We start from the raw sequence: 25,204 nt of genomic DNA, 5'->3' as shown, positions 1-25,204 counted from the left end.
GGTTTATTTTCTCAGCTTAATGTGTACCTCGCGCAGCTGCTGCTCGGTGACTTCGCTTGGGGAGCCCATCAGCACATCCTGCGCGTTGGAGTTCATTGGGAACGCGATCACTTCGCGAATATTGTCCTCGCCGGTTAAAAGCATCAGCATACGGTCCACGCCCGGGGCCATGCCCGCGTGCGGCGGAGCGCCGTACTGGAACGCGTTGTAGAGCGAGGTGAATTTGGTCTGAATATCCTCTTCGGTGTAACCCGCGATTTCAAACGCCTTGACCATCACTTCAATATCGTGGTTGCGCACCGCGCCGGAGGAAAGCTCCACGCCGTTGCAGACGATATCGTACTGGTAAGCCAGAACTTCTTCGGGTTTTTTGGTCATCAGCGCCTCCATTTCGCCCTGCGGCATGGAGAACGGGTTGTGGGTAAAGATATAATTTCCGGTGTCCTCGTCGATCTCGTACATCGGGAAATCCACAATAAAGCAGAGCTCGAACGCATCCCTGTCGATCAGGTCAAGCCTTTCGCCAAGCTCCGTGCGGATTTGTCCCGCAAGCTTCGGAGCCATGGTGCGGTCGTCCGCAATAAAGAAAATGACGCAGCCGGGCTCAAGCCCCGCGCGGCGGGCCAGCTCCTCGCGCTTGTCGTCCGGCAGATATTTGTTGATAGGGCCTTTGTACTCATTCTCAGCGGTCACGCTGATATAGCCAAGACCCTTCATCCCGATTCCTTCGGCGAATTTCAGCATGTTCTCAAAGAAGCTCTTCGGCTGAGAAACGCAGTTCGGCACGTTGATAGCACGGATGGTTTTTCCCTTAAACGGGGTAAAGGCCGTATTTTCAAAAATATCTGTAATATCGATAATAGTGAGCGGGTTGCGCAGGTCGGGCTTATCGGTGCCGTATTTCAGCATCGACTCTTCGTAGGGAATGCGTACGAACGGCGCTTTAGAAACCCGCTTGTCAGAGAACTTTTCAAAGGTTGCGCCCAGAACTTCCTCCGCCACGGAGAAAACATCCTCCTGTGTGGCAAAAGCCATTTCAAAATCGAGCTGGTAGAATTCACCCGGAGAACGGTCGGCCCTTGCGTCCTCATCGCGGAAGCAGGGGGCAATCTGGAAATAGCGGTCAAAACCCGAAACCATCAGAAGCTGCTTGAAAATCTGCGGCGCCTGCGGCAGAGCATAGAATTTGCCCGAATGCCTGCGGCTGGGAATCAGGTAGTCACGCGCGCCTTCCGGAGAAGAAGCGGAGAGAATCGGCGTCTGGATTTCCAGAAAGCCCATTTCCGTCATCTTGCTGCGCAGATACGAGATCAGCTGCGAGCGCAGAACAATATTCTGATGTACCTTCGGGTTGCGCAAATCCAGAAAGCGGTATTTCAGACGAACATCCTCTTTGGTTTCCTTCGACAAGTCCACTTCAAACGGCAGGCCGTTCAGTGTTTTGCCCAGCACGGTGAGGGCGGAGACCTTTACCTCCACCGTGCCGGTATTAATTTTGGGATTAACAGTGTCTTCGTCGCGCAGTATAACGGTACCGGCGGCGGTAATGGTGCATTCTTTCGTTACATTTTCCAGCAGGCTTTCGTCGTAAACAACGATCTGCACCACGCCGTAATGGTCGCGCAGATCCAGAAATTTTACGCCGCCGTGGTCGCGGATATTTTCCACCCAGCCGGCCACGCGCACTTCGCTGCCAATGTCCTTTTCGCTGACTTCGCCGCACAAATGTGTACGGTATTGGTTCACACAAATCATATTCCGTTAATCCCCTTTAACCACTTTGATAATTTAAAGCATAATTATACCATAAAATGCATCTTTCGGCAACGGAAACTCTTTTTGATTTCCATTGCCGTACACTTTATCACTTTACTATATCACATTTTGCAGGAAATTGCGATATAAAATTCATTGCGCTTTTACAATATTCCTCAGCACTTCGACCATGCTGTCCATGGACTGTACCGGAATATACTCGAACCGGCCGTGAAAATTGTGTCCGCCGGTAGAGAGGTTGGGGCAGGGAAGACCCATAAACGAAAGCCGTGCGCCGTCCGTACCGCCGCGGATCGCCACGATTTCCGGTTCCACGCCCGCGTCCTCCATTGCTTTTTTTGCCTTTTCAATGATGAACATATGCGGCTCGATTTTTTCCTTCATATTGAAGTAGGAATCGTGCAGAGTAAGCTCAACGGTGTTGTCACCGTATTTTTCGTTGAGATAACCGGCGACTTTTTCAAAACGGGATTTTTTCTCTGTGAATTTTTCCATGTTGTGGTCACGGATAATGTAGCGCAGAACGGTCTTTTCTTCGTCACCCTCCATATGGCTCAGGTGGTGAAAGCCCTCGTAGCCCTCGGTGCAGGCCGGAATTTCGTTCGGGGGCAGCATGGAGTTAAACTCAATCCCCATCAAAAGCGCGTTCTTCATCCGGTTTTTCGCGTCGCCGGGGTGAATGTTCACGCCGTTGACGGTGACCATGGCTGCCGCCGCGTTGAAGTTTTCGTACTCGAGTTCTCCCAGCTTTCCGCCGTCCACCGTATAGGCGTAATCCGCGCCGAAATGTGCCACGTCGAATCTATCCGCGCCGCGTCCGATTTCCTCGTCCGGGGTGAAGCCGACCGCGATTTTTCCGTGCCTGACCTCGCCGTCGCCCAGTCTTTCCAGTACCGTCATGATTTCCGCCACACCGGCTTTGTCATCGGCGCCAAGCAGAGTGGTTCCGTCGGTGACGATGAGATCTTTCCCTTTGTAATCGCGCAGGCTCTCAAATTGTGCGGGACTCATCACGATCTGTTTCTCTTCATTCAGTACGATGTCCCCGCCGTCGTAATGCTCGACGATTCTCGGCTTGATTCCGGCGCCGCTCGCAGACGGGCTGGTGTCCATATGGGAAATCAGCCCGATGACCGGCAGCTTTTCCTCGCAGTTTGCGGGCAGTGTTCCGTAGACATAACCGTATTCGTCCATACGGGCATCCGTGAGGCCCAGTTCCTTCATTTCTTCCACCAGGGCTTTTGCCAGCGCTTTCTGTTTTTCCGTACTGGGGCAGACGCTTTCCGGGGCGCTTTCGTCGGAGGTGGTGTCAAACGCGACATACTTCAGGAATCTTTCGTACGCTCTCATTTTGTGTTACTCCTTTTTATCCGATGGGAATCCGCCGGTGGTAAGAACTGCGGCGGACTCCCATTTATTGTTAATGTACCCTATTTTACTACGATGAGCCTGAAAAAACAATCAGGAGTACCACGCACTTTTCAGGCATTCCACCGCCGCGCCGATTTCCCGGATGGGAATCCCGGCAAAGCCGAGCCGGACTCTGTGGGTGCCGTCCTGCGGCGGCATTGTTCTTACGCCATTTTCCGCCGCAAGAGCGCAGAGCTCCTGCGAAGTTTTTTCAGTCTTATAGTCCAGAATGAGGTACAGCAGCGTTTCTTCCAAAAGAATTTCCATCCTGCCGCCGAAAGCATTTTTCAGGGCTTTCATCAGCGCGGTGCTTTTGGCTGCGTACAGCTTTCTCAGCCGGCGCAGGTGTCGCTCCAGCTGGCCGCTTTTAATATATCCGCTCAGGGCGAGCTGCTCAATTTTGGAAGCGGTCTGGTTGTAGCGGCTTGCCCGCGCGAGGTAACGTTCCAGAAGGGGCTCTGGCAGCACCATATAGCCGATACGCACCGAAGGAAGCAGCAGTTTGGAAAAGGAGCCGATATAAACGATGCTTTCACTTCCCGCCATGCTCTGCATAGCCGGAATCGGGCGCGCATTGTAGCGCAGCTCGCCGTTGTAATCGTCCTCAATGATGATGCCGCCGGTTTCCTTTGCCCAGCTGAGCAATTCAAAGCGCCGCCCCATGGGCAGGCTTGCGCCGGTCTGAATGCGGTTGGAGGGGCTGACAAATAGCAGCTTAACGCCGCTCTCTTTCAGAGCGTCCATCCGGATTCCGCTTTCATCCGCCGGAAGATGCAGAACGGACAGCCCGCAGTCGGAAAAAATCTGCTCCGCCTGCAGAAAGCCCGGCTCCTCCATCGCAACCCGCGTGTCATGCCCGTTCAGCAGACCGCATAGTATGGTTAACAGCGGCTGCGTTCCCGCGCCGATGACGATCTGCTCCGGTGAAGCAACCACCCCGCGTACACTGTAGGTGTAGGCCGAAAGTGCCTCGCGCAGCGCATACTCTCCCTGATGCTCACCGTATCCGGCGATCACCTCCTGCCGGTTCAGCACCTCGCGAATGTGCCGCCGCCAGACCTTGATATCGATATTGTCACTGTCTACGCAGTCGCTGCCGAAGTTGTAGCGGATCGCCGGAGCATACGCCGGCAGGGTGCCGACGCGGCGGGGCTTGCGGCGGACGTCGTCGTGCGCCGCGGTCAGGACAAAGTAGCCGCGCTGCGGCCGGGACTGGATATAGCCTTCCACGCAAAGCTGCTGATACGCGTTTTCTACCGTGGTGCAGCTCAGTTTTAAATCCTCCGCCAGCCTGCGGATGGAGGGAAGACGTTCCCCTTTTGCAAGGTGTCCCGCCTCAATGGAGGCTTTCATGGTGAGATACAGCTGCTGGTACAGCGGGGTGCCTGAGTCGGCGTCTAAAATCAGATAATCGTAGGTCATGGGATTCCTCCAAAAACTGTACTGGTTATATTTTTATAAACTGTATATTTTAATATGAACAGTTCTACGTTACTATTATAGCACAGCTTTCAAGCAAATCAATCATTGGAGTGTTCTGATTATGAAATCAAACCGATATTCTGCGACCGGAACCTATGTCATGACGGCCCTTTTCGCCGCGATGATTTTTGTGGTTACGGCCTATGTCCTGCATATCCCGACGCCCGCGACGGGCGGGTATATCCACCTGGGGGATTCCATCCTTTATCTTGCTGCCAGTATCCTGCCTACGCCTCTGGCGATTGCCGCCGGGGGAATCGGCGAAGCGATGTCCGACGCGCTGACGGGAAGCGCAGCGTACGCGCTGCCGACTTTTTTGATTAAATCCGCGATGGTACTCTGCTTTTCGGCAGCGGGCAAAACGATTCTTCATAAAAGAAATGCCACTGCGGCCGTTGCCGCCGGAATGATCTGTATAGCCGGGTATTATCTGACGGAGGTTTTTTTCCTCCACAGCTTTGTTTCTCCGCTGGCAGAAATACCGGCGAATCTGGTGCAGGCAGGCGCGAGCGCGGCGGCTTATTTTCTGCTGGGAAACGCACTGGACCGGATCAACATCAAAAACCGCATCCGTGCATTTGAACATTAAAGGCTTATGGGGGTATTCTTATGAAAATCAATTCCAACCGGCAAAAAGCTACGGTCAATGTTGCGCTGACCGGTCTCATGGGCGCTCTTGTGATCGTGGGGACCTATCTGAACATTCCGATTCCCGTACTCGGTGACAAAACCATGATTAGTCTGGGCAATGTGTTCTGCATTCTGTCCGGTTTGCTTTTAGGGCCTCTCTACGGCGGTGCCGCGGCGGGCATCGGCTCGTTTATCTTTGACTTGGTCGGCGGCTGGGCTTCCAGCGCACCGTTTACGCTGGTGTTTAAGTTTATCATGGCCTTTGTCTGCGGCTCCATTGCCTGGGGCGGGGACAAATCCGCAAAAAAACTCTCCCGTCTGATTCTGGCGGCGGTTTTGGGTTCTCTGAGCTACTGCGCCCTGTACCTTGGCTATTCCTATGTCAAGGAACTGCTGATCGGTTCCGCGGTGCAGGTCGTCAACATCAAGATTGCGACTAAAGCCGCCACGACCTTTACAAATGCGGTCATTGCGGATGTGGTTGCCGTACCTCTTTTCATTACTCTGCGCAGGGCATTGGCAAGAAATCATATCGGTACAAACCTTCAGGAATGACTGCTGAAATATTGTTAATTTTTTGCGATCATGCTATAATATACTTCTTGTCAAAGAGAACAACGGCAGGTATTGGAGTATCAGATAGATGAAAGAGAAAAAAGACCGCAAAATCAGAAGTTCCATTGTGCGCGACGCGCTCAGTACCTTTGGCACAACCGCATTCGGAGCGGTAATGGGGTTCATTTCCTCCCTTGTGATTACGGGTGTGCTGGATCCGGCTTCCAAGGGGTATATTACGCAGCTGCAGTATGTGGGAACGCTTTTGGTCACCTTTCTTTCCCTGAGCGTCAGCTCCGCGGTGATTTACTACACCTCGCGCTATGGGCTGAAAAATGTGAGGAAAGCGCTGACAAAAATCTGCATAGGAATCGTTGCCTTAATTGTTGTCATCGGTATGGCAAGCGTGTTTGTACTGCGCAACAGTTATTTTGCGGACACTCCGCTGCTTTACAGCGTGCTTGCGGTGGTTTACGGCGTGTTTTCCTTTTTATCCACCGTCTACACCTGCATTCTCCGCGGTGAAAACAAATTCAGCGCATACAATATTATTACTCTGATTCAGCGCGTATTGACCACTGTGTTCGCGTTTAGCGTATTTTTCTGGAAAACGCCGCTGGTGATTATTCTGTCCAGCATCCTGATTATGGTGGCTATGATCGGAATGTGCATTTCCGTGCTGCGCAGGGGTTCGGAGCAGACGGTAGGCACAGAGGACGATGTTCTGGTCGGCGCCGGTACCATGGTGAAGTACAGTTTAAAATCCCATGTCTCCAACATGCTCACCTATGTGAACACCTATGCCGCCAATTTCATTGTGAAGGGATATTACAAGGTCGCCGCACTCGGCGTGTATTCCTTTGCGTCCACCCTGATGGAGCAGGTCTGGCTTTTGCCAAACGCCGTCAGCATGGTCATTATGTCCCGGATTGCCGGTATGAAGGTGCAGGAGGATAAAGTCAAGCTGACGCTGATGTCCTGCAAAATCGTTACTTACATCACTTTTGTGTGCGCATTCCTGCTGACCTGGATAGCACAGATTTTTGTTCCGATTGTATTTCCGAAATATATAGAAGCGATTCCGGCATTGCGCATTCTGATTATCGGTTCCATCTTTATTACTTACGCAAAGGTGCTTGCAAATTCCATCGCGGCGTACGGAAAGCCGGAGTTGAACATTATTTCCACCGTGATCGGGGTTGCATTTAACATTGTTCTCAGCTTTGTTCTGATTCCCAGCATGGGGATTAACGGTGCGGCGGTGTCGACTTCCATTTCCCTTACGGCGCAGGGACTGACCTCCATTATCATTTTCTGCCGGTTTACCCGGACGCCTTTTTACAAACTGCTGTTTCCGAGCAAAGAAGAAATTTCGATTGTGACGAAAATCATCAAACACTAAAGAATGATTGCAATAGCAAGCCCGTGGGTTTTGTCCCGCGGGCTTTTTTCATACAGCCTTAAAATAAAGAACATTCAACCGTCACATTGCACCAATATAATATCCATACATCAGGAAGATATTACCAATTAAGAATGGAGCTGTGAATCATGATGGATAGTATGGTAAAAAGGGTTGGCGCGGTGCTGCTGGCTGCCGTCTGTGCGGTCAGCCTTGCTGCCTGTTCCTCGCAGGCAGCGGCAGCCGACACCGCATCACAGTCCGCCTCCGGGAATGATACGGACAATCAGACAACGGTGTATGGCAAAGTAACGGCGGTTAACGGCAGCAAAATCACTCTTGTACTGGGCACGCTGAACCGGGGAGAAGGCGGTCAGCGGCGGGAAGGCGGGAACCAGAGCGGCGCTTCCCGCAGTGGAGAAAAAGGAAATCCTCCGTCAAAAAACAGTACCGGTTCGGGAAGCAGTCATTCTGAAAGCCAGAACCCAAAGCAGTCGGATTCCGGAAAAGCAGGGAATCTGGGTTTGCTGACGCTCACCGGAGAAACGAAAACCATTACTATTTCCGATGAAAGCGTGGTTACCAAGCAAAACATGCATTTTAACCGGCAGGCACCGAATGGAAAGGCGGAACAGGGGACGGGTTCCTCGACCTCTTCCACAGGGGATACAAGCGATACATACAGTACAAAAGGAATCAATAATACTGATGGTAATGCAAAAGGGGAATCTGCGTCCCTCAATGACATCACGGTCGGCAGCATTTTAAAGGTTACCACCGAAACGGGAACCGACAAACTGGTGTCCGTACAGATTCTAAGCGGGGGCACGGGCGAAAAGCCGGTCGAGTCGGGTACTTCCAGCCAGTCCTGAGTTCAGGAGCGGAAACCGGAAACAATGATTTGCTAAGTTAGCCGCGTAGAAAAACCCTACTGGAAACAAAATGCGCTTTGATACGGTTTTTAAGGCCGTTCAAAGCGCATTTATGTTACAGTGAAAAAACAAGGGCTGTTAAGCAACAGCCCTTGCCGGTTATTGATTGCGGAAACGGGATAAAAACTCACGGGTACTCTCCTGCTGAGGATTGGAAAAGAGCTTTGCGGGAGTGTTTTCCTCGGCCACGACGCCGTCCGCCATAAAGACCACGCGGGAGGAAACGTCACGGGCAAAAGCCATTTCATGGGTTACGATCACCATGGTCATGCCTTCCTGTGCAAGGTCGCGCATAACCTGAAGAACCTCGCCGACCATCTGGGGGTCAAGCGCACTGGTGGGTTCGTCAAACAGCAGCATTTCCGGTTCCATGGCAAGTGCGCGCGCGATGGCGACACGCTGCTGCTGACCGCCGGAAAGCTGGTGGGGTTTCGCGTTGATATATTCGCCCATACCGACTTTTTTCAGGTACTTCATTGCGATCTCTTCCGCGGTTTTCTTATCTTTTTTCAGCACCTTGGTCGTGCCGGCCATGCAGTTTTGGAGCACGGTCATGTTGTTGAACAGATTAAAGGATTGGAACACCATCCCCACTTTGGAACGGTACACGTTGACGTTGCTTCCTTTGGAGGTGATGTCCTTACCGTGGAAAAAAATCTGGCCGGAGGTTGGGGTTTCCAGCAAATTAATACAGCGCAGAAGCGTTGACTTGCCGGAACCGGAAGCGCCGATAATGCAGATGACGTTTCCGTGGCAGGTCTCAAAATCAATATCCTTCAGCACTTGGTGGTCGCCGAAGCTCTTGCTCAGGTGGCTCACCTGCAGAATGGGGGAATTTACTTCTTCCATGTTTGTTTGCCTCCGTGCTTCTTAACAGGATTATGACCGCAGGGATCGGCCATCATATCGATCTCTACCAGAGAATAGTAGCCGGAACCGTCGATCTTGCGCTCCATCCAGCGCAGCAGGCGGGAGCAGGTAAAGGTCATGATAAAGTAAATCACGCTGATAATGAAGAATACTTCAAAGTACCGGAAATAGGCTCCGGCAGCGGAGTTTCCGGAAAAGAACAGCTCCGTGACCGAAATGATATTCAAAACGGAGGTGTCCTTGATGTTGATAATCAGATTATTACCGATCTGCGGAAGAATATTGCGCAGCGTCTGCGGCATAATGACGCTGAACATGGTCTGCCAGTGTGTCATACCAATCGCTTTTGCGGCCTCCGTCTGGCCCACGTCAATGGAGTCAATCCCGCCGCGCACGGTTTCCGCCATGTAGGCGCCGGTGTTGATGGATACGATGAAGAACCCGGCGAACATGGCGCTCATATCCACGCCGAACATCTGCTTCGACCCGTAATAAAGCACCATGGCCTGAACAATCATCGGCGTTCCTCGAAAAACCTCTATATACGCGGCCAGAATAAACTGCAGAAGTTTATACAGAATTTTAAAGACAGGATTGGCCTTTTTATTGTAGGGCAAAGTCCTCAATACACCGACCAGAAGGCCGATGATACAGCCGATCAAGGTGCCGATAAGCGCCAGCATCAGTGTTACGCCGGCGCCGCGCAGAAAAATCATTCCGTATTTATTGAGCAGATACAATACCCAACCGAAAAAATCGGCTTCGTTGGGGAGATTCATAGATTACACTCACTTCCTGCATGGACGCGACGAGTTTTTTTACTGTGCCATTGGCTGCTTTGAAATCGCATCCTGCATAATTTTGTCGCGGTCGGCTTCATTGATACCCGAAAGGGCTTTATTGATTGCCTCTTTTAAATCCGTGGCGGATTTTGAAACCGCAATACCAAGGTTCACTTGTTCATCGGAGGCTTTAAAATCGTCTCCGCTTTTGGAAAAGTCGAGCATAACCAGATTTTTGTTAGTAGAGGTGGCGGCCATCGCCGTGGGCTTGTCTGTTACAAAAACCTCGGTTTTGCCGGAGGTCAGAGCGACGATCAGCGCGGGAACATTTTTCATGGCCGGCTGGATTTTCGCGTCCGGAATCTGTTTGAGCATATCGTACCAAATGGTATTCTGCTGGGAAGTGCAGGTGGCGCCCTTCAGGTCAGCCACCCCCTTGGCGGAGGCATATTTGCTGTCGGATTTTACCAGAGCGTAGATGGAAGCCTTGTAATAAACGTCTGTAAAATCAACGGTCTGAAGACGTTCCTTTGTAATGCTCATGCCCGCGATCGCGGCGTCCAGCTTGCCGGAAGATACGCCCGGAGCAAGGCCGTCCCATTCGGTTTTTACAATCTGCAGATCATATCCGATTGCGTCCGCAATCTTTTTTGCCATCATGACGTCGTAGCCGTTGGCGTATTCGCCGCTGCTGTTGGAAATAGCCACCGCTCCGTTGGAATCGTCCGCCTGTGTCCAGTTGTACGGGGCAAATGCGCACTCCATGCCAACCTTGAGCACCTTTTTCGATGTGGAGCTGCCCGATGCGGCAGATGCGGCGGGCGCGGAGGTCTGTGCTTCATTTTTAGCGCAGCCCGTTAAAGAAAACATGCTGATTGCCATGGCCGCGCAGAGCATGGCAGATAAAACCCTCTTTGATTTTTTCATATTGATACCCCTTCCATTTAAAAAAAGCAATACCGGCACAAGCCGGTGAAACCAATATAAGCTGATATGCAGGGAAAATGAATGAATGCTGCAAAAAATTGTCATTTTATCTGTTGAACCTGCTGAATTATTGCAAATTATAATATGATTACATATAAATGTCAATGGCTGTTTTTTGAAAAATAATGCATGGCACGGGGCTGTTTTATGCATTTTGCACTTTGATAGCACGCTAAAGCAGTCTATTAAAAAATATTTTAATATTGACATTTTTTTTCGTTTCCATTAAACTGAATTAATACTTAACCGGTTAAATATTAATCGGTTAAGTATTTGCGCTGAAATGAGGGAAAGAAAGTATGAGAACAGATCTTCGTTCGATTGTCCAGAGCCTGGGCTATCTGAATATTCTGCGCCGTATTCATATCCACAGGGCGGCTGCGGACAACAATATCTATTTCGGCCAGCTGCCGATTCTGGAGTATGTGGAGCAGCACGACGGGTGTACCCAAAGAGAGCTTGCCGAGCAGCTGCAGGTCAGTGCGCCTTCCATTGCGACTTCCGTAAAACGGATGCAGAAGACGGGCCTTCTTGAAAAAAAACCGGATCAAAACGATTTGCGTTGCACCCGCATTACCATTACGGCAAAAGGAAGAAAATTGGCCGAAAAAAGCCGGATGTGCTTTGATGAGATTGAAGCGCGCATGTTTGTTGGTTTTACAGAGGAGGAGTGTGAGCAGCTCGGCGGTTATCTGAACCGGATGATCGGCAATATTCTGACGGATGAATTCAAAGGAAGGAGCATGTACTCCCTGATTGTCACCATGACCAATGAGAAAAAGCAGCGCTCCGAAAAGGAAGGAGAGGGAAACCTGTGTTCAGACAACTGACTCCGTATATGCGAAAATACTGGTGGGCTATGGTGATTGCCCCCGCTACGATCATCATTGAGGTGCTGGTGGAAATCCGCATCCCTATTTTGATGGCGGGGATTGTCGATCAGGGTATCCCGGGCAAGGATATCGGCTATGTAATGAAAACCGGGGCAGTCATGGTGCTGATGGCGCTCCTTTCACTCGTGCTCGGCACGGTGTCCTCCCGGTTTGCATCTATCGCCGGCATGGGTTTCGGCAGTGAAATCCGCCGCGGCCTGTTCAACAAAGTGCAGGAATATTCCTTTTCCAATATCGACAAATTCGGCACCGCCTCTTTGGTGACCCGGCTCACCACAGACGTAAGCAATGTGCAGATGGCGTTCATGATGGTGGTGCGTATGATTGTGCGCGCCCCGGTCATGCTGGTGAGCGCCACCGTAATGGCGTACTATATTAATTCCAGCCTTGTCACGGTGTTTCTGGCGGCGATTCCGTTTCTTGCGGTTATGCTGGCCATCATTGCGGTGACGGCGTTTCCCAGATTCCAGGCAATGCTCAAAAAGTACGATGTGATGAACGGTTCCGTACAGGAAAACCTGATTTCCATCCGGGTGGTAAAGGCTTTTGTACGTTCCGGATATGAGAAAGAAAAGTTTAAAAATGCAAACGACAGATTAATGAAGGCTTCCGTCAGGGCGGAAAAAATTCTGCAGTTCAATATGCCGATCATGCAGCTGACCATGTACGCCTGCATCGTTGCGATTATGTGGTACGGCGGCGGAATGATTATGGCGGGTTCTATGAAAACGGGCGAGCTGATTAGCTTTATCAGCTATGTTACCCAGATTTTGATGCAGCTGATGATGCTCTCCATGATCTTTGTGAGTGTGGTCATGTCCCGTGCTTCAGCGGGCCGTATTGCGGAAGTGCTTTCCGAAAAACCGGATATCGCGGACAGCGGGTCCGGCAAAGACCCGGCAGTCAAGGACGGCTCCGTCCGTTTTGAAGATGTTTCCTTCCGCTATCAACAGAGTTCGGAGGATAATATTCTGAGCCATATTAATCTCGAAATCCATTCCGGAGAAACGATCGGAATCATCGGCAGTACCGGCAGTGCCAAAAGCACGCTCGTCCAGCTGATTCCCCGTCTGTACGACGTAACCGGCGGCCGGGTGCTGGTCAGCGGCAAGGATGTGCGCGATTACCGCATCCATGATCTGCGTGACGCGGTCAGCATGGTTCTCCAGAAAAACGTGCTTTTCTCCGGCACGATTCGGGATAACCTGAAATGGGGCAGCGAAGACGCTTCGGATGAAGAGGTCGAGCAGGCCTGCCGTGCCGCACAGGCGCATGACTTTGTCATGAGCTTTCCGGACGGCTACGATACTTATCTGGGGCAGGGGGGCGTCAATGTTTCCGGCGGACAGAAGCAGCGGCTCTGTATTGCGCGCGCGCTGCTGAAAAAACCGAAAATCCTGATTCTGGACGACAGCACCAGCGCGGTGGATACCGCCACAGAAGCGAAGATCCGTGAGGCTCTGCGCCTCAATCACAGGGATATTACCACCATTATTATTGCACAGCGCATTACCTCCGTTTGTGACGCGGACAGAATCATTGTGATGAACGAAGGGGAAATCAATGCGGTCGGTACGCATGAGGAACTGATGCAATCCAATGAAATCTACCGTGAAGTTTATGATTCTCAGCAGAAAGGGGTGGCTGACTGATGCCGGGACCAAGAATGGCGACGGGCGCAAAGCCCAAAAGCATCCGTAAAACGCTGCTTAGAATCGGCGGCTACGTTGTAGGCCAGAAGATGAAATTTGTTTTGGTTGTGCTGTTCGTCCTGATTAGTGCGCTGGCAAATGTGGCCGGAACGTATTTTATCAGGCCGCTTTTAAATGATTGTATTGTGCCGATGATCGGAAAGCCGGTTACGGCGGAAAGCCTTCAGCCGTTTGTACGGATGATCGCGCTGATGGCCGGTATTTACGCGGTCGGCGTACTTGCCACTATTGCCTACTCACAGATTATGGTGCGCGTTTCCAACGGCACCCTCAACGCGGTGCGCAACGACCTGTTCAATAAAATGCAGGATCTGCCCATCCGCTATTTTGACACCCGCACCCACGGCGAGTTGATGAGCCGCTTCACGAGCGACGTGGACACCCTCCGTGAAGCCATTACCATGGGCGTGACACAGCTGATGTCCTCTGCGCTCACGGTTGCCGGCACCTTTATTATGATGCTTTTCCTCAGCCCGCTTCTGACCCTGCTGATCGTGGGTATGCTCGTCATTATGACAAGGATTCTCAAAACCATCGGGGGCAGGTCCGCCGGAAATTATAAAAAGCAGCAAAAGGCAATCGGAATGGCGAACGGCTATATTGAAGAGATGATAGAAGGGCAGAAGGTCGTCAAGGTTTTCTGCCATGAGGATAAGGTAAGGGATGAGTTTCAGGAGCTGAACGAATCGCTCCGCCAGAGCGCTACCGATGCAAACTTTTACGCCAATGTGGTCATGCCGATCATGGGTAATCTGACTTACGTCAATTACGCAATGACGGCGGCCGCCGGAGCGGCGCTTGTCATCGGCGGCAGGATGGACATCGGTTCCATTGCTTCCTTCCTGCAGTACACCAGAACGTTTTCTCAGCCGATTACACAGATCTCTCAGCAGCTCAACGTGGTTCTGGCGGCTCTGGCCGGCGCGGAGCGTATTTTCGAGGTCATTGACGCCGAGCCGGAGGGCGACGACGGCTGTGTCACCCTGGTCAACGCTGTCCGCAATGAGGACGGCTCTCTGACCGAAACGGAGCATCGCACGGGAACATGGGCGTGGAAGTACCCCCACAGCAACGGGACTATAACCTATACCCAGCTGAACGGCGACGTCCGTTTTAATGACGTTACCTTCGGCTACGACGAAAAGAAAACCGTTCTGCACGACGTTACGCTTTACGCAAAACCCGGCCAGAAAATTGCCTTTGTCGGGTCGACCGGCGCCGGAAAAACGACCATTACCAACCTGATTAATCGGTTCTACGAGGTCAACGACGGGGAAATCCTGTATGACGGGATCAATGTGAAAAAAATCAGAAAAGACGATTTGCGGCGCTCGCTTGCCATGGTGCTGCAGGATACCCACCTGTTCACCGGTACGGTGCGTGAAAATATCCGCTATGGAAAGCTGGACGCTACGGATGAGGAAGTCATCGCGGCCGCAAAGCTGGCAAACGCGGATTACTTCATCCGGCATCTGCCGCAGGGGTACGACACCATGCTGACCGGGGACGGTTCCAATCTAAGTCAGGGACAGCGTCAGCTTCTTGCCATTGCCAGAGCCGCTGTGGACAATCCGCCGGTACTGATTCTGGATGAGGCGACAAGTTCCATCGACACCCGTACGGAGGCTCTGATTGAAAAAGGCATGGATAAGCTGATGTACGGGCGGACGGTGTTCGTGATTGCGCACAGGCTGTCCACCGTTCGAAACGCCAACGCCATTATGGTGCTGGAAAACGGAGAAATCATTGAGCGCGGCAGCCACGATGATCTGATCCGCGACCGGGGGAAATATTATCAGCTCTATACGGGGCAGTTTGAATTATCATGATGCACAAAAAAGGACGTTTCTTTTGAAACGTCCTTTTTTGATCGGTTTGTGGCCATTTAGAAAATCTCTTTTGCCAAAGCACAGAACACGGGCATTGTTGCCGCGGACAACAGGGTCGTCAGTGCCACCGCCTTGGAAGCGAGCTTAGCGTCGCCGCCGAACTGTACCGCAAACATCGCGGTAGCCGTTGCCGCCGGTGCCGATGAGAGAAGCAGAATGGTAGATGCGATCGTCTTGTCAATTCCAAACGGAAGGAACAACAGAAGGGTCAATCCAGGGAGCACAACCAGTCTTAAAGCGGAAAGCAGGTAAAGGCTGCGGCTCGTAAACAGCTCTTTCAGATTGATTCCGGAAATATAGATTCCCACCACCATCATGGCAAGGGGCGTGTTCATGGACGCCATGGAATCAATCGGAAATTTCAGAATTTCCGGCAGCTGCAGGGAAAAGGCAAAAAGCGGAAATCCAACCGCAAGCCCGATGATTCCCGGATTTGTGAGGATCTGTTTCACCCCCGGCGACCGCTTTTCGCTAACACTGGCGTAGCCGTGTGTCCACATCAAAAAGTTAAACGCAGCGTTGTACATGGATGCGTAGGCGACTCCCGTGCTGCCGAAGACAGCTTCCACCAGCGGAATTCCCATAAATCCGCTATTGGAGTAGACAGCTCCGAAGCGCAGAATTTTCTTTTGGTTGTTGGGGCTTTTACGGAAAAACAGCATACTGACAAAGATCGCTGCGCCCATGGAAACCGCCGACCAAAAGGTAGCAGAAATCAGTGCCGTGATGCCGATATCGCCGATGATGCTCTGCAGCGAAGCAATAATCAGGCAGGGAGTTACAACATATAGAAGAATGGAAGTAATCTGCTGTGCACCGCGTTTTGTAATCATGCCGGTTTTTCCGCAAAGATAACCGATAAAAATCATTATAAAAAGAACGAATACTTTTTCAAAAACAGTTAAAAAGGATGTCAGCATCAGAAATTCTCCCCGATCATTATCAGTTTTTGATTTGCACGAACCGTGGGAAATTTGGTGGTGTAGTAATAATTCAATTCAAGCGTCCTTTCATGATATGTATTATGTAAAGACTTTGGCCTGTCGCTGCCCCACGGAGCGGCGGCGGGCTGTTTTCTTCCCATTTATCACTGGAGCGGCTATATTCCGGTATCCGGGACCCGGAAAATCAGTCAAGCTTTCTGGAATGGAACAGCTTTTCCATTGTTTTGACCACCGCGTCACTGTCCTGACTGCCGATGAGATTCGGCGCCGTTTTCTTCAGGCTGTCCGAAGCGTTGGCCACCGCGTAGCCGTAGTCCGCCGCTTGAATCATACCCGCGTCGCTCTCGTCGTCGCCGAAGACGGCGACTTTTTCCATTTCAAAGCGCCTTTTCAGTTCCGCTACGGCGTTTTCTTTGGAAGCCTCCACACTGAATATTTCCAGAAAATAATGCTCTTCATTGTGCGGGTCGGGGTAGTAAACCGCGTCGATTTGGCCGGCACAGCTCAGGTTCATAATTTCCTCTCGCAGCATTTGAATCGTTTCCAGCCGGTCGACGGCCATGAGGTAGACGACGTCGCGGTTTTCCGGCAGCGGATTGCAGATATAGTTCTTTAAAGGTCTCAGCTTGTGTTCGTGGTAAAAACGTTCTTCCGCGGCGTTGGTGAAATCGCCGTAGTAGATATGAAGGATATCGTTGACGATCGTGTGCACAAAGCAGTTCAGTCCGTATTTGTCAAATACCCCCAGCACTTCCTTCGCGGTTGCGTAGGGGATATTTTTACTGTAAAGGTAGGTCTTTTTCTTTAAATCGTAAAGGGCCGCCCCGTTCATGGTGATAACCGGCAGTGAAAAAGAAATCCCTTTCAGGATCGGCTCCATCGAAGAGGAGGAGCGCTTGCTGGCGACCGTAATCATGGCGCCCTTCTGCAGAAGCTGGTTCAGCTTGAAGCGGGTGAAACTGCTCAGCTGACCGCCGGAATCCGTCAGTGTGCCGTCAAGGTCACTGACAAACAGCAGTTTTCCGTTTTTGCCCCGGGGCAGATGAAACGCATTGACGCCCAGAGAGACGAAAATGCCGATTAGTGTATCAACAATTCTATTTAAAGCGAAAAAATAAGGACTAGCGTCCTGACCGTGAGAAACGGTAATACTCATAAATACAACGCAGGTAATGTAGGAAGCGGAAGTCCTTTTCGCAAGTACGGTGGTATAAATCAGCGGGATGATGGCCGCGGACACCAGCAAATATTTCAGAACCGGCACATCCGGGGGCAGAAAACTCTTTTCAACCATCATGACCAGCATGCCGGCAATACCGCCGATAAAGGTGCCGATAATCCGGTTAATGGCAACCTTCCGACTGTTGGAGACATACGGCTGCATACACAGAACAGCCGCGATTGCGGAATAAAACGGAATTCCGTCTCCGCGCACAAGATAGATCGCGAAGCAGAGAAAAACCGCAACAGAGGATTTGATGATTCGCATTCCGATTTTGGGCATTTGCAGGACTCCTATAACGATGTTTGTTTTTATTAGTTTACCACAACACGGTAAATTTGCAATGTTCATCTCACCGAATTTCCATCTTTACACAGTATTCATATTAGATACGCCATCTTAACACTATCTTTATGTAAATAATGATAGTCTGTGTGATGGGCTGGCACAGGCAATGTGTTCAGCCTTCGAATATTCTTGTAAAAATGGATGGAGCAGGTGAGATCATGTATGTCATTGTAGTCGGGTGCGGAAGACTTGGAAGCAGGCTGGCGACGGAATTGTCTGACTTTGGGCACGACGTTTGTGTGATTGACCGAAGCGGGAGCAGGCTGGACGTTCTTGGCAGCGGATTCAACGGTCAGAGAATACAGGGAATTGAATTCGACAGCGATAATCTGACCGAAGGGGGAATCCGGCAGGCCGACGCGCTTTTGGCTGTGAGTTCGGACGATAATATCAATATTACCGTGTGTCTGATTGCGGAACGAATTTATCATGTGCCGGAAATCATCGCGCGAATCAATGATCCGGCAAGGCAGTATATTTACGAAAAGCTCAACATCAGCACCATCAATCCGGTGGAACTGGGGGTTGAAATTTTAAAAAACAGACTGGATGCTAAAAACGTCGATACCATTGCAGATTTAGGGGATGGCTGTAAAATCATTGCGTTCACCGTGGGAAAGAAGGATGGGTATACGGTAGAAGAACTGCAGGAAAAGTATGCCTGCACCGTTTCGGGGCTGATTCGAGATAAGACGGTTCAGATCCCACAAAAAGGGGAACCGGTCCTGTGCGGGGACAGAATTGTCTGCACCATTTACAGGGAAGAGGAAGAAAAACTGCTGAAAGCATTGAGTAAAGAGGTGCCGATATGGAATCAATCATTATAGGCGGGGGGAAGATCGGATACAATTTGCTGAAAACCCTGAAAGAAAGAGGATACCAGGTCACGCTGGTAGAGCGGGACAGAGATATTTGCGCAAGAATAGCCGACGAGCTTGACGCGGACGTCATCTGCGGGGACGGCACGGATCTGGAAGTGCTGGACGATGCCGGAATCGCGGAAGCGGAGATTGTGGCTGCTGTGACGGGTACGGATGAGGAAAATCTGGTGATCTGCCAGATTGCCAAGATCAGTTTTCATATTCAGAAAACCATTGCGCGCGTTAACAATCCCAAAAACATAGAAATGTTCAAGGCGCTTGGAGTCGACCGTATCGTCTGCAGCACGGAAGTGATTGCAAATCTGATTGAATCGGAGCTTGACCGGGAGGAATACCGCATTATCCAGACCTTTGAACGCGGTTCCATGCTGCTGGTCGAACTGGACATCGGCCATTCCCACCCGTGGTGCTCGATGGTGGTCAAAGACCTTCGGCTTCCTCAGGAATGTGTGATTACTTCCATTGTACGGGAGGAAAAAGTCATCTATCCAAGAGGCGACACGCAGATTCATGAAGGAGACAAGGTGCTGTTTATTACCAATCATACCGCCTTGATGGAACTCATGGATTTTTTACGCGATAGGAGATCATAAAATGCAGCACAAAAAAAATGAACTGATGGGACTTGCGACCGAGCTTTTGGGGACTCTGGTCTATACCGCTGTGATTCTTCTTGTCACAGTGATGATCGTGAGGTCTTGAAATGAAAATCAATCGCAATACAGTCGGCAGTCTGGAAATTATCAGCTACTATACGGGTTATATTGTCCTGTGTATGGCGGTACTGACGCTGATTCCGATTATTACTTCCCTTATCTTTGCCGAGTGGAACCCACTTCTCGACTTTATTATCAGCATGGCAATCACCGTTCTGGTCGGACTGGGACTGGTGCTGTGCGGGTGGCGCACCCGGCTGCAAAAGGCCAACATACAGTGGAAGCATGGGTTTGTGGTAGCGGCTCTTTCGTGGCTGATTCTGATGGTGTTGTGCGGCATCCCGACCTTTCTCAGCGGAAATGTCGGCTCCATGCTGGACGCCTGCTTTGATGTGATGAGCGGATTTACTACGACGGGACTTGTGCTGACACAGAATCTGGACCATCTTTCCAGCGGGCTGAATATGTGGAGGCATATGCTGACCTTTATCGGCGGGCAGGGCATGGTGGTTCTGGCTCTTACCGTCATGGTGAAGGGCACGAACGGAGCATATAAGCTTTATGTCGGCGAAGCAAAGGACATTGAACTGGTACCCAATGTAAAGGGAACCGCGCGGCTGATTTGGAAGATCAGCATGGTTTATCTGTTAATCGGCACAGCGGCGCTTTGGCTGAACGGAGTACTGATTGGGCTGAGCCCGGTGCCGGCGCTTCTGCACGCGCTTTACATATTTGAGTCCGCCTGGAGCACGGGCGGCTTTGCCCCCATGACACAGAACATTATGTATTATCACAGTGTATCCTACGAAACGGTCGCCATGGTAATCTTTATCATCGGTTCCTTCAATTTCGGTCTTCACTACGCCATCTGGCAGGGAAAACGGAAAGAGCTTGTCAAAAACATTGAGACACAGAGCTTTTTCATTACCTCGTTTCTTGCCTGCATGCTTGCGGTTTACGGGCTGGAAAAGCTGCATGTTTACCCTAACACGGTTTCTTTTTTCAGAAGGGTGGTGTTTAATGTACTGTCCGCCCACACCACAACCGGTTTCGGCAGCATATACGCCAGGCAATTTGCTCTGGAATGGGGAGATTTCGGTATTCTGATTATGATAATTGCCATGCTGATCGGCGGTTCCGCGTGTTCCACCGCGGGCGGCTTTAAAGGGCTGCGGGTGGGAATCGTTTTTAAAGGGCTTTTGATGGATGTTAAAAAACTGCTTTGTTCCGAAAGAAATGTAAAGGCTTATAAGTTCCACTATATGAAGGATCATATTCTTGACGATTCTCTGGTGCGTTCTTCGGCAACGATCATCATCTGTTATATGGCTTTATTCAGCGCAGGAACACTTCTGGGAACCTTTTATGGATATCCTCTGGCCAGTTCTGCCTTTGAGGCCGCGTCAGCTACGGGGAATGTGGGCCTTTCGGTCGGCGTAACTGCACCGGGTACTCCTGCTGGACTGAAAATCTACTATATTATCGCAATGTATTTGGGCAGGCTGGAATTCCTTTCCGTCTTTGCTCTGTTTGGCTATGTGGCGGGAGGTGTAAAAAAGCTATGCGTAAAATCCTTCAGACATTGATTCTCTGTCTTATTCTGGTAATTCCCTTTTCTGTGCAGGTAAGGGCGGCAGATGCCGTCAGCATCAATTCTCTGATTGAAAATGCCAAAGCAATGGACGGAAAAGAAGTTTCCGTCCAGGGGGAGGCGATCGGAGAAATGCTGGAGAGAGGGGAATACTGCTGGGTCAATCTCAATGACGGGACCAACGCGATCGGCATCTGGATGAAAACCGCGGACGCCCGTTCCATTACCCGATACGGCGATTACAAAAACACAGGTGACACTGTGAAAATTACAGGTGTATTTTATCGGGCCTGTGCACAGCATGGCGGCGAAGCGGATATCCACGGAACATCTCTTCAAATTGTAAAGAAAGGGGTTTCTTCCGTTTATCCGGTCTCTTCGGGAAAGCTGCTGACGGCTGTGCTGCTGACCGTGCTGGCGGGCTGCCTGTTCACGGTTTATTACAGGATCAGCCGGAAGCCGAGGCCGGTACCGTAACATCCTTTACAGCAAGAACAAGTAACCCCCGCGGTCAAACCGCGGGGGTTACTTGTTCAGTATTTCACTGCTTTGCTTATCTTTTTTTATGCCCGGACAAAAGCGCCGTTACTTCGTCCACTGATTCCGCCGAGGAAAGAATGACGGCGTGGTCGCCTTCCTCCAACTGGGTGTTCCCCTGGGGAATCAGGGTTTGATCCTCACGGATAATACAGCCGATGATGCTTTGAGGCGGAAGCGGAATTTCCCACAGCTTTCTGTTGAGCACTTTGGAATCGGCATCAATGATTGCTTCACAGACTACGACCCTTCCGTCCGCAATCGGCAGATAGCGGCAAATGTGATCTGCAATTTCTTCCTGCTCAATTCTGTCCTCTAAAAACCGAGTAAAGCTGACGCATTTATCAACGCCCAGTTCTTCAAAAAGCTTCTGATTTTTCGGGTCGTTTACAACAGCCAGTGTTTTTCTGGTCAGCATCTGTTTTTTGGCAATTTCACAGACCAGCAGATTAAAGGCGTCTTTGCCGCTGACGGCGGCAATCATATCCATTTTATCCGCCGCTGCCTCTTTCAGTGTAAGCGGGTCGGTGCCATCTCCACAGACGGTTTCCACCTCGTAGTCGTCGGCGAGCTTTTTGCACCAGCCGTAGTCGTCTCCGACGACCCTGACATGATAACCGCGCGCTTTCAGCGCCGCCGCCAAATAGCGGGTTCTTGTGTGCCCGCCCACCAGTAATATGTTCATACCGCTTTCTCTTCCTTGACATGAAATAAAATTTTCTGAGCTTCCTTAACGGAAAGAATGGTGGGGGAGATCATTATCATATTTATTTCGGGACTGTTGACCGCTTTTGAAGTGTTTTCCACATAAGCAATCACGTTCTTCAGCTGGTAATGCCGGCTGGCAATCTGCGCAATCATGATGTTTGCGGCGTCATCGTCGGTCGCCGCAATCAGTGCTGCGGCGTGCCGAATCCCGGCTGTTTCCAAAATGTCGGTATCCGTTCCGTCCCCGATTACGGAGCAGCCTTCATAGGACGCGGGCAGCTTCTGCAGGGCATTTTCGTCGCAGTCAATCACAGTTACGTTCTGTCCCTCTTCGGCCATCGTACGGGCAAGGGAGCTGCCCAGACGGCCGCAGCCGACAATAATGAGTCCATTGCTTTTTTCTTTGACAAACAATCGCATGGGGATCCCTTCTTTCCGTCCATTATCTTAACACAGGCGGTATTATCGCGGTATTAAGAATAGGAGAAAGATATAAAGATTCCATAAACACGCCGAAAATTATTCGTCGGCAAACCGGTACCCAATGCCGACTTCCGTTATAATGTAGCGCGGCTTCGCGGGATTTTTCTCCAGCTTTCTGCGGATGTTTGCCATAAACACGCGAAGCGACTGCATATCACTGTCCAGATATGAGCCCCAGACTTCTTTCAGAATATAGCTGTGGGTAAGCACCTTGCCGGAATTCCGGACCAGCAGGGCAAGAACGTTGAACTCCATCGGGGTGAAATGCACTTCATTACCCGAAAGAGTGACGGTGTGCTTTTCCAGATTTACCTCAAGCTCGCCGATATGGTAATTTTCCTGTACGGGATTTTCCCCTTTGCACAAATGACGCAGAATCACCCTGAGTCTGGCCAGCAGCTCATTGATGCTGAACGGTTTGGTCAGATAGTCATCCGCACCGGCGTCCAGAGCTTCTATTTTCTCTTTGTCCTGATCGCGTGCGGAAACCACAATAATCGGCATATCGGAAAAGGCCCGTACCTGCCGGATAATTTCAAGGCCGTCCATATCCGGCAGTCCCAAGTCCAGAATCATAATATCCGGATGCTCGCTGACAATGGCCTTCATGGCACCTTTGCCCGTGGTTGCCTCAATGGAGCGGTATTCTCGCGTTTTCAGAGAAAAACTGATAAACGACCGAATTTGCCGATCGTCCTCAACGATTAGAAACAGTTCGTTGCTATTCACCGTTTTTGCTCCCTTCATCTGGCAGATAAAACCGAATTGTCGCTCCGCCGTCTTTATTGTTTTCTGCGGTGATTTTACCCCCGTGTGCGTTTACGATCGTTTTGCAGATTGCCAGCCCCAGTCCAAGTCCCCGTTTTGAATCCGCCCTGGCGCGACCCTCCGTATAAAACAGGTCGAAAATTTTAGGCAGGTCACGCGGCTCGATTCCGGTACCGTTGTCGGATACGCTGAACCAGACTTGGTCCTTTCCGGGTTTCACCGTCACCTGGATCGTATCCCCCGGGGAGGTGTGCTTAATGGAGTTGTTAATCAGATTTATCAGCACCTGTTCAATCAGTTTTCCATCCATCGGAACAAAGATTACGTCATTCGGAATCTCTATTTCCACGCTGCGTCCGTCGGCATATTTGGAAGCGTGGCTGACCGCTTCCCCCACGATCTCCTCCACTGCTTCCTGCTGCTTGCGCACGACCAGTTTTCCCTCCTGTATCCGGGTAAGGCTCAGGATGTTTTCCACCATCTGAGTCAGCCAGCGGGAATCGTCGTAAATCCCCTGTACCAGCCGGATGTTATTTTCATCTTTCAGACTGTACAGAAGAATTTCCGCCACGCCGGCGATTCCGGCAAGCGGTGTCCGCAGGTCGTGGGAAATGGCGCGCAGAAGATTGCTTTTGAATTTTTCACGCTCCGCGTCATTTTTTGCTTTTTTTCTTTCGGCGGAAAGACGTTCCCGCTCCATTGCCGCAAAAATCTGTACGCAAATGGAGGAAAGCAGTTTTTCTTCCTCCGGATGCCCCTGCGTCTGTCCGTACGGAAGGCAAATCAGTGCGTACTGGTGATGCTTGTCGGCAATTGGCTGTACAGCCAGATTTTCGGTTAAGGTCTCCAGTTCCGCGGCGTTCAGCGGCCTGATGTCGACGGTTCGTCCGCTCTGCCGGAGGCTGTATTCCTCAAAAACGGCGTTTTCCGTATCCATCGTAACACAGCAAACGTCACAGTCCAGAAGATTGGACAGGCTTTTGACCGAAACGGTCGCGATATCCTGAACGCTGGCGGCTTTTGCCAGTGAGCTGGTAATCTGAAAAAGGATGTTGGACTGTTTTTCGCGCTGCTTTGCGGTGTTGTTGGAATCCATGATTTTACTGGTCAGCGTGCTGGTGAGGATGGAGGCGGTCAGCATCACAAAAAAGGTAACCAGATAATCTTTATTGTAAACATTAAATGTGTGGTAGGGTTCGGTAAAGAAAAAATTGAAACAGAACATCCCCAGCACGGAGGCACAGATTCCGTAGACATATCCGTTTGTGATCCTCGAAACAATTAATACGGAAAGAATATAGATAACCACCGTGTTGATTTCGGATAATCCCGTATTTTTAAACAGCATGGAAAGAAGGGTGGCTCCGGCCAGAATCAGAACCATTTCTGCCGTCTGCACAATTGGTTTCAGCAATTTGCTTGGGTGGTTATTATCCATAGTGCTCACATCCTTGTTAGTACCGGTGTTTTCCTAATTATATCATATTATTTTTCAAAAAGAAGCGGGGCGGCTCCTGCGGCTGTTAAAAAAGTTTTTCGCGGCCCCAAATTCTACTTGCCGGAATCGCATGGATGTGGTATTATTATCTATATTCATTAGTAAATACGGCTATTGATATGTGCACAAGTCCTGAACCGCGAGAAAAGCAATCCCTTCTTTTCTGGAAAGAATCTTCAGCTTTTGAACGGCAAACGGTGTCAACAAAGCTGACCCTCTCTGAATTTTATTTCAGAGAGAGCCGGCTT

General features: G+C 50.7%; 24 protein-coding genes. 11 read left to right on the top strand and 13 right to left on the bottom strand.

What is annotated here, in order from left to right; genetic code table 11:
- Positions 1 to 3: 3 nt before the first annotated feature.
- The 3 genes from aspS to pdxR all read right to left on the bottom strand — a co-directional run bounded on the left by aspS (position 4) and on the right by pdxR (position 4,608).
- Positions 4 to 1,755 carry an aspartate--tRNA ligase gene (aspS, locus tag J5W02_RS13745; protein ID WP_219966277.1) on the bottom strand — a complete coding sequence of 584 codons (1,752 nt, stop codon included), beginning with the start codon at positions 1,753 to 1,755 and terminating at the stop codon, positions 4 to 6.
- A gap of 153 nt (positions 1,756 to 1,908) precedes the next feature.
- On the bottom strand, positions 1,909 to 3,126 hold the full coding sequence (gene pepT, locus J5W02_RS13740) for a peptidase T (protein ID WP_219966276.1): 1,218 nt from the start codon (positions 3,124 to 3,126) through the stop codon (positions 1,909 to 1,911).
- Positions 3,127 to 3,237: 111 nt separating this feature from the next.
- Positions 3,238 to 4,608 (bottom strand): MocR-like pyridoxine biosynthesis transcription factor PdxR, encoded by a 1,371-nt coding sequence (gene pdxR, locus J5W02_RS13735; RefSeq protein ID WP_219966275.1) that lies wholly within the window; start codon positions 4,606 to 4,608, stop codon positions 3,238 to 3,240.
- Between the two features lie 121 nt (positions 4,609 to 4,729).
- On the opposite strand from pdxR, the gene J5W02_RS13730 reads away from it, so the two are divergent.
- From J5W02_RS13730 to J5W02_RS13715, 4 genes are all read left to right on the top strand, one after another.
- Positions 4,730 to 5,257, top strand: a complete 528-nt coding sequence (locus tag J5W02_RS13730) for a TIGR04002 family protein (RefSeq protein ID WP_219966274.1) — start codon at positions 4,730 to 4,732, stop codon at positions 5,255 to 5,257.
- A 20-nt stretch (positions 5,258 to 5,277) separates the two neighbouring features.
- Positions 5,278 to 5,853: an ECF transporter S component gene (locus tag J5W02_RS13725; RefSeq protein ID WP_219966273.1), complete on the top strand. Its 576-nt coding sequence runs from the start codon at positions 5,278 to 5,280 to the stop codon at positions 5,851 to 5,853.
- Between the two features lie 88 nt (positions 5,854 to 5,941).
- On the top strand, positions 5,942 to 7,255 hold the full coding sequence (locus J5W02_RS13720) for a lipopolysaccharide biosynthesis protein (RefSeq protein ID WP_219966272.1): 1,314 nt from the start codon (positions 5,942 to 5,944) through the stop codon (positions 7,253 to 7,255).
- A 149-nt stretch (positions 7,256 to 7,404) separates the two neighbouring features.
- Positions 7,405 to 8,127: a hypothetical protein gene (locus J5W02_RS13715; RefSeq protein WP_219966271.1), complete on the top strand. Its 723-nt coding sequence runs from the start codon at positions 7,405 to 7,407 to the stop codon at positions 8,125 to 8,127.
- A 159-nt stretch (positions 8,128 to 8,286) separates the two neighbouring features.
- On the opposite strand, the gene J5W02_RS13710 is transcribed toward J5W02_RS13715, so the two are convergent.
- Genes J5W02_RS13710 through J5W02_RS13700 form a run of 3 tightly spaced genes read right to left on the bottom strand, consistent with a single transcriptional unit; the run spans position 8,287 to position 10,766 of the window.
- The gene (locus tag J5W02_RS13710) at positions 8,287 to 9,036 is read right to left on the bottom strand and encodes an amino acid ABC transporter ATP-binding protein (protein ID WP_219966270.1); all 750 of its coding nucleotides are present in this window, start codon (positions 9,034 to 9,036) and stop codon (positions 8,287 to 8,289) included.
- Positions 9,024 to 9,836: an amino acid ABC transporter permease gene (locus J5W02_RS13705; protein WP_219966269.1), complete on the bottom strand. Its 813-nt coding sequence runs from the start codon at positions 9,834 to 9,836 to the stop codon at positions 9,024 to 9,026. The genes J5W02_RS13710 and J5W02_RS13705 overlap by 13 nt, the downstream gene beginning before the upstream one ends.
- 39 nt (positions 9,837 to 9,875) lie before the next feature.
- Positions 9,876 to 10,766: a transporter substrate-binding domain-containing protein gene (locus tag J5W02_RS13700; RefSeq protein ID WP_219966268.1), complete on the bottom strand. Its 891-nt coding sequence runs from the start codon at positions 10,764 to 10,766 to the stop codon at positions 9,876 to 9,878.
- A 359-nt stretch (positions 10,767 to 11,125) separates the two neighbouring features.
- Here J5W02_RS13700 and J5W02_RS13695 point away from each other — a divergent pair, with 359 nt between their 5' ends.
- The 3 genes from J5W02_RS13695 to J5W02_RS13685 are packed head-to-tail and all read left to right on the top strand — an operon-like array spanning position 11,126 to position 15,260.
- Positions 11,126 to 11,656: a MarR family winged helix-turn-helix transcriptional regulator gene (locus J5W02_RS13695; RefSeq protein ID WP_219966267.1), complete on the top strand. Its 531-nt coding sequence runs from the start codon at positions 11,126 to 11,128 to the stop codon at positions 11,654 to 11,656.
- Complete coding sequence (locus J5W02_RS13690; RefSeq protein ID WP_219966266.1) at positions 11,641 to 13,371, top strand: ABC transporter ATP-binding protein; 1,731 nt, start codon at positions 11,641 to 11,643, stop codon at positions 13,369 to 13,371. Before J5W02_RS13695 ends, J5W02_RS13690 begins: the two co-directional genes overlap by 16 nt.
- Positions 13,371 to 15,260, top strand: coding sequence for an ABC transporter ATP-binding protein (locus tag J5W02_RS13685; RefSeq protein ID WP_219966265.1), 1,890 nt, complete (start codon positions 13,371 to 13,373; stop codon positions 15,258 to 15,260). The genes J5W02_RS13690 and J5W02_RS13685 overlap by 1 nt, the downstream gene beginning before the upstream one ends.
- 56 nt (positions 15,261 to 15,316) lie before the next feature.
- On the opposite strand, the gene J5W02_RS13680 is transcribed toward J5W02_RS13685, so the two are convergent.
- The 3 genes from J5W02_RS13680 to J5W02_RS13670 are packed head-to-tail and all read right to left on the bottom strand — an operon-like array spanning position 15,317 to position 17,768.
- Positions 15,317 to 16,240: an AEC family transporter gene (locus J5W02_RS13680; RefSeq protein ID WP_219966264.1), complete on the bottom strand. Its 924-nt coding sequence runs from the start codon at positions 16,238 to 16,240 to the stop codon at positions 15,317 to 15,319.
- Entirely contained in the window at positions 16,240 to 16,404 is a 165-nt protein-coding gene (locus J5W02_RS13675; protein WP_219966263.1) for a hypothetical protein, read from the bottom strand. The genes J5W02_RS13680 and J5W02_RS13675 overlap by 1 nt, the downstream gene beginning before the upstream one ends.
- 44 nt (positions 16,405 to 16,448) lie before the next feature.
- On the bottom strand, positions 16,449 to 17,768 hold the full coding sequence (locus tag J5W02_RS13670; RefSeq protein ID WP_255575774.1) for an HAD-IIB family hydrolase: 1,320 nt from the start codon (positions 17,766 to 17,768) through the stop codon (positions 16,449 to 16,451).
- Positions 17,769 to 17,971: 203 nt separating this feature from the next.
- Here J5W02_RS13670 and J5W02_RS13665 point away from each other — a divergent pair, with 203 nt between their 5' ends.
- From J5W02_RS13665 to J5W02_RS13650, 4 genes are all read left to right on the top strand, one after another.
- On the top strand, positions 17,972 to 18,661 hold the full coding sequence (locus tag J5W02_RS13665; RefSeq protein WP_219966262.1) for a potassium channel family protein: 690 nt from the start codon (positions 17,972 to 17,974) through the stop codon (positions 18,659 to 18,661).
- On the top strand, positions 18,643 to 19,308 hold the full coding sequence (locus tag J5W02_RS13660) for a potassium channel family protein (protein ID WP_219966261.1): 666 nt from the start codon (positions 18,643 to 18,645) through the stop codon (positions 19,306 to 19,308). The genes J5W02_RS13665 and J5W02_RS13660 overlap by 19 nt, the downstream gene beginning before the upstream one ends.
- Positions 19,309 to 19,418: 110 nt before the next feature.
- Complete coding sequence (locus J5W02_RS13655; RefSeq protein ID WP_219966260.1) at positions 19,419 to 20,957, top strand: TrkH family potassium uptake protein; 1,539 nt, start codon at positions 19,419 to 19,421, stop codon at positions 20,955 to 20,957.
- Positions 20,933 to 21,439 carry a hypothetical protein gene (locus J5W02_RS13650; RefSeq protein ID WP_219966259.1) on the top strand — a complete coding sequence of 169 codons (507 nt, stop codon included), beginning with the start codon at positions 20,933 to 20,935 and terminating at the stop codon, positions 21,437 to 21,439. The genes J5W02_RS13655 and J5W02_RS13650 overlap by 25 nt, the downstream gene beginning before the upstream one ends.
- Before the next feature lie 76 nt (positions 21,440 to 21,515).
- Here J5W02_RS13650 and J5W02_RS13645 read toward each other — a convergent pair whose 3' ends face one another.
- The 4 genes from J5W02_RS13645 to J5W02_RS13630 all read right to left on the bottom strand — a co-directional run bounded on the left by J5W02_RS13645 (position 21,516) and on the right by J5W02_RS13630 (position 24,896).
- Entirely contained in the window at positions 21,516 to 22,184 is a 669-nt protein-coding gene (locus J5W02_RS13645) for a potassium channel family protein (protein ID WP_219966258.1), read from the bottom strand.
- Positions 22,181 to 22,627: a potassium channel family protein gene (locus J5W02_RS13640; RefSeq protein WP_219966257.1), complete on the bottom strand. Its 447-nt coding sequence runs from the start codon at positions 22,625 to 22,627 to the stop codon at positions 22,181 to 22,183. Before J5W02_RS13640 ends, J5W02_RS13645 begins: the two co-directional genes overlap by 4 nt.
- Positions 22,628 to 22,726: 99 nt before the next feature.
- Positions 22,727 to 23,419: a response regulator gene (locus tag J5W02_RS13635; protein ID WP_407928389.1), complete on the bottom strand. Its 693-nt coding sequence runs from the start codon at positions 23,417 to 23,419 to the stop codon at positions 22,727 to 22,729.
- Entirely contained in the window at positions 23,412 to 24,896 is a 1,485-nt protein-coding gene (locus tag J5W02_RS13630) for an ATP-binding protein (protein ID WP_219966255.1), read from the bottom strand. The genes J5W02_RS13635 and J5W02_RS13630 overlap by 8 nt, the downstream gene beginning before the upstream one ends.
- Between the last annotated feature and the right edge of the window lie 308 nt (positions 24,897 to 25,204).

Source organism: Caproiciproducens faecalis, from assembly GCF_019448085.1.
GTDB lineage: Bacteria > Bacillota > Clostridia > Oscillospirales > Acutalibacteraceae > Caproiciproducens > Caproiciproducens faecalis.
This window is presented reverse-complemented; position numbering and strand designations above follow the sequence as displayed.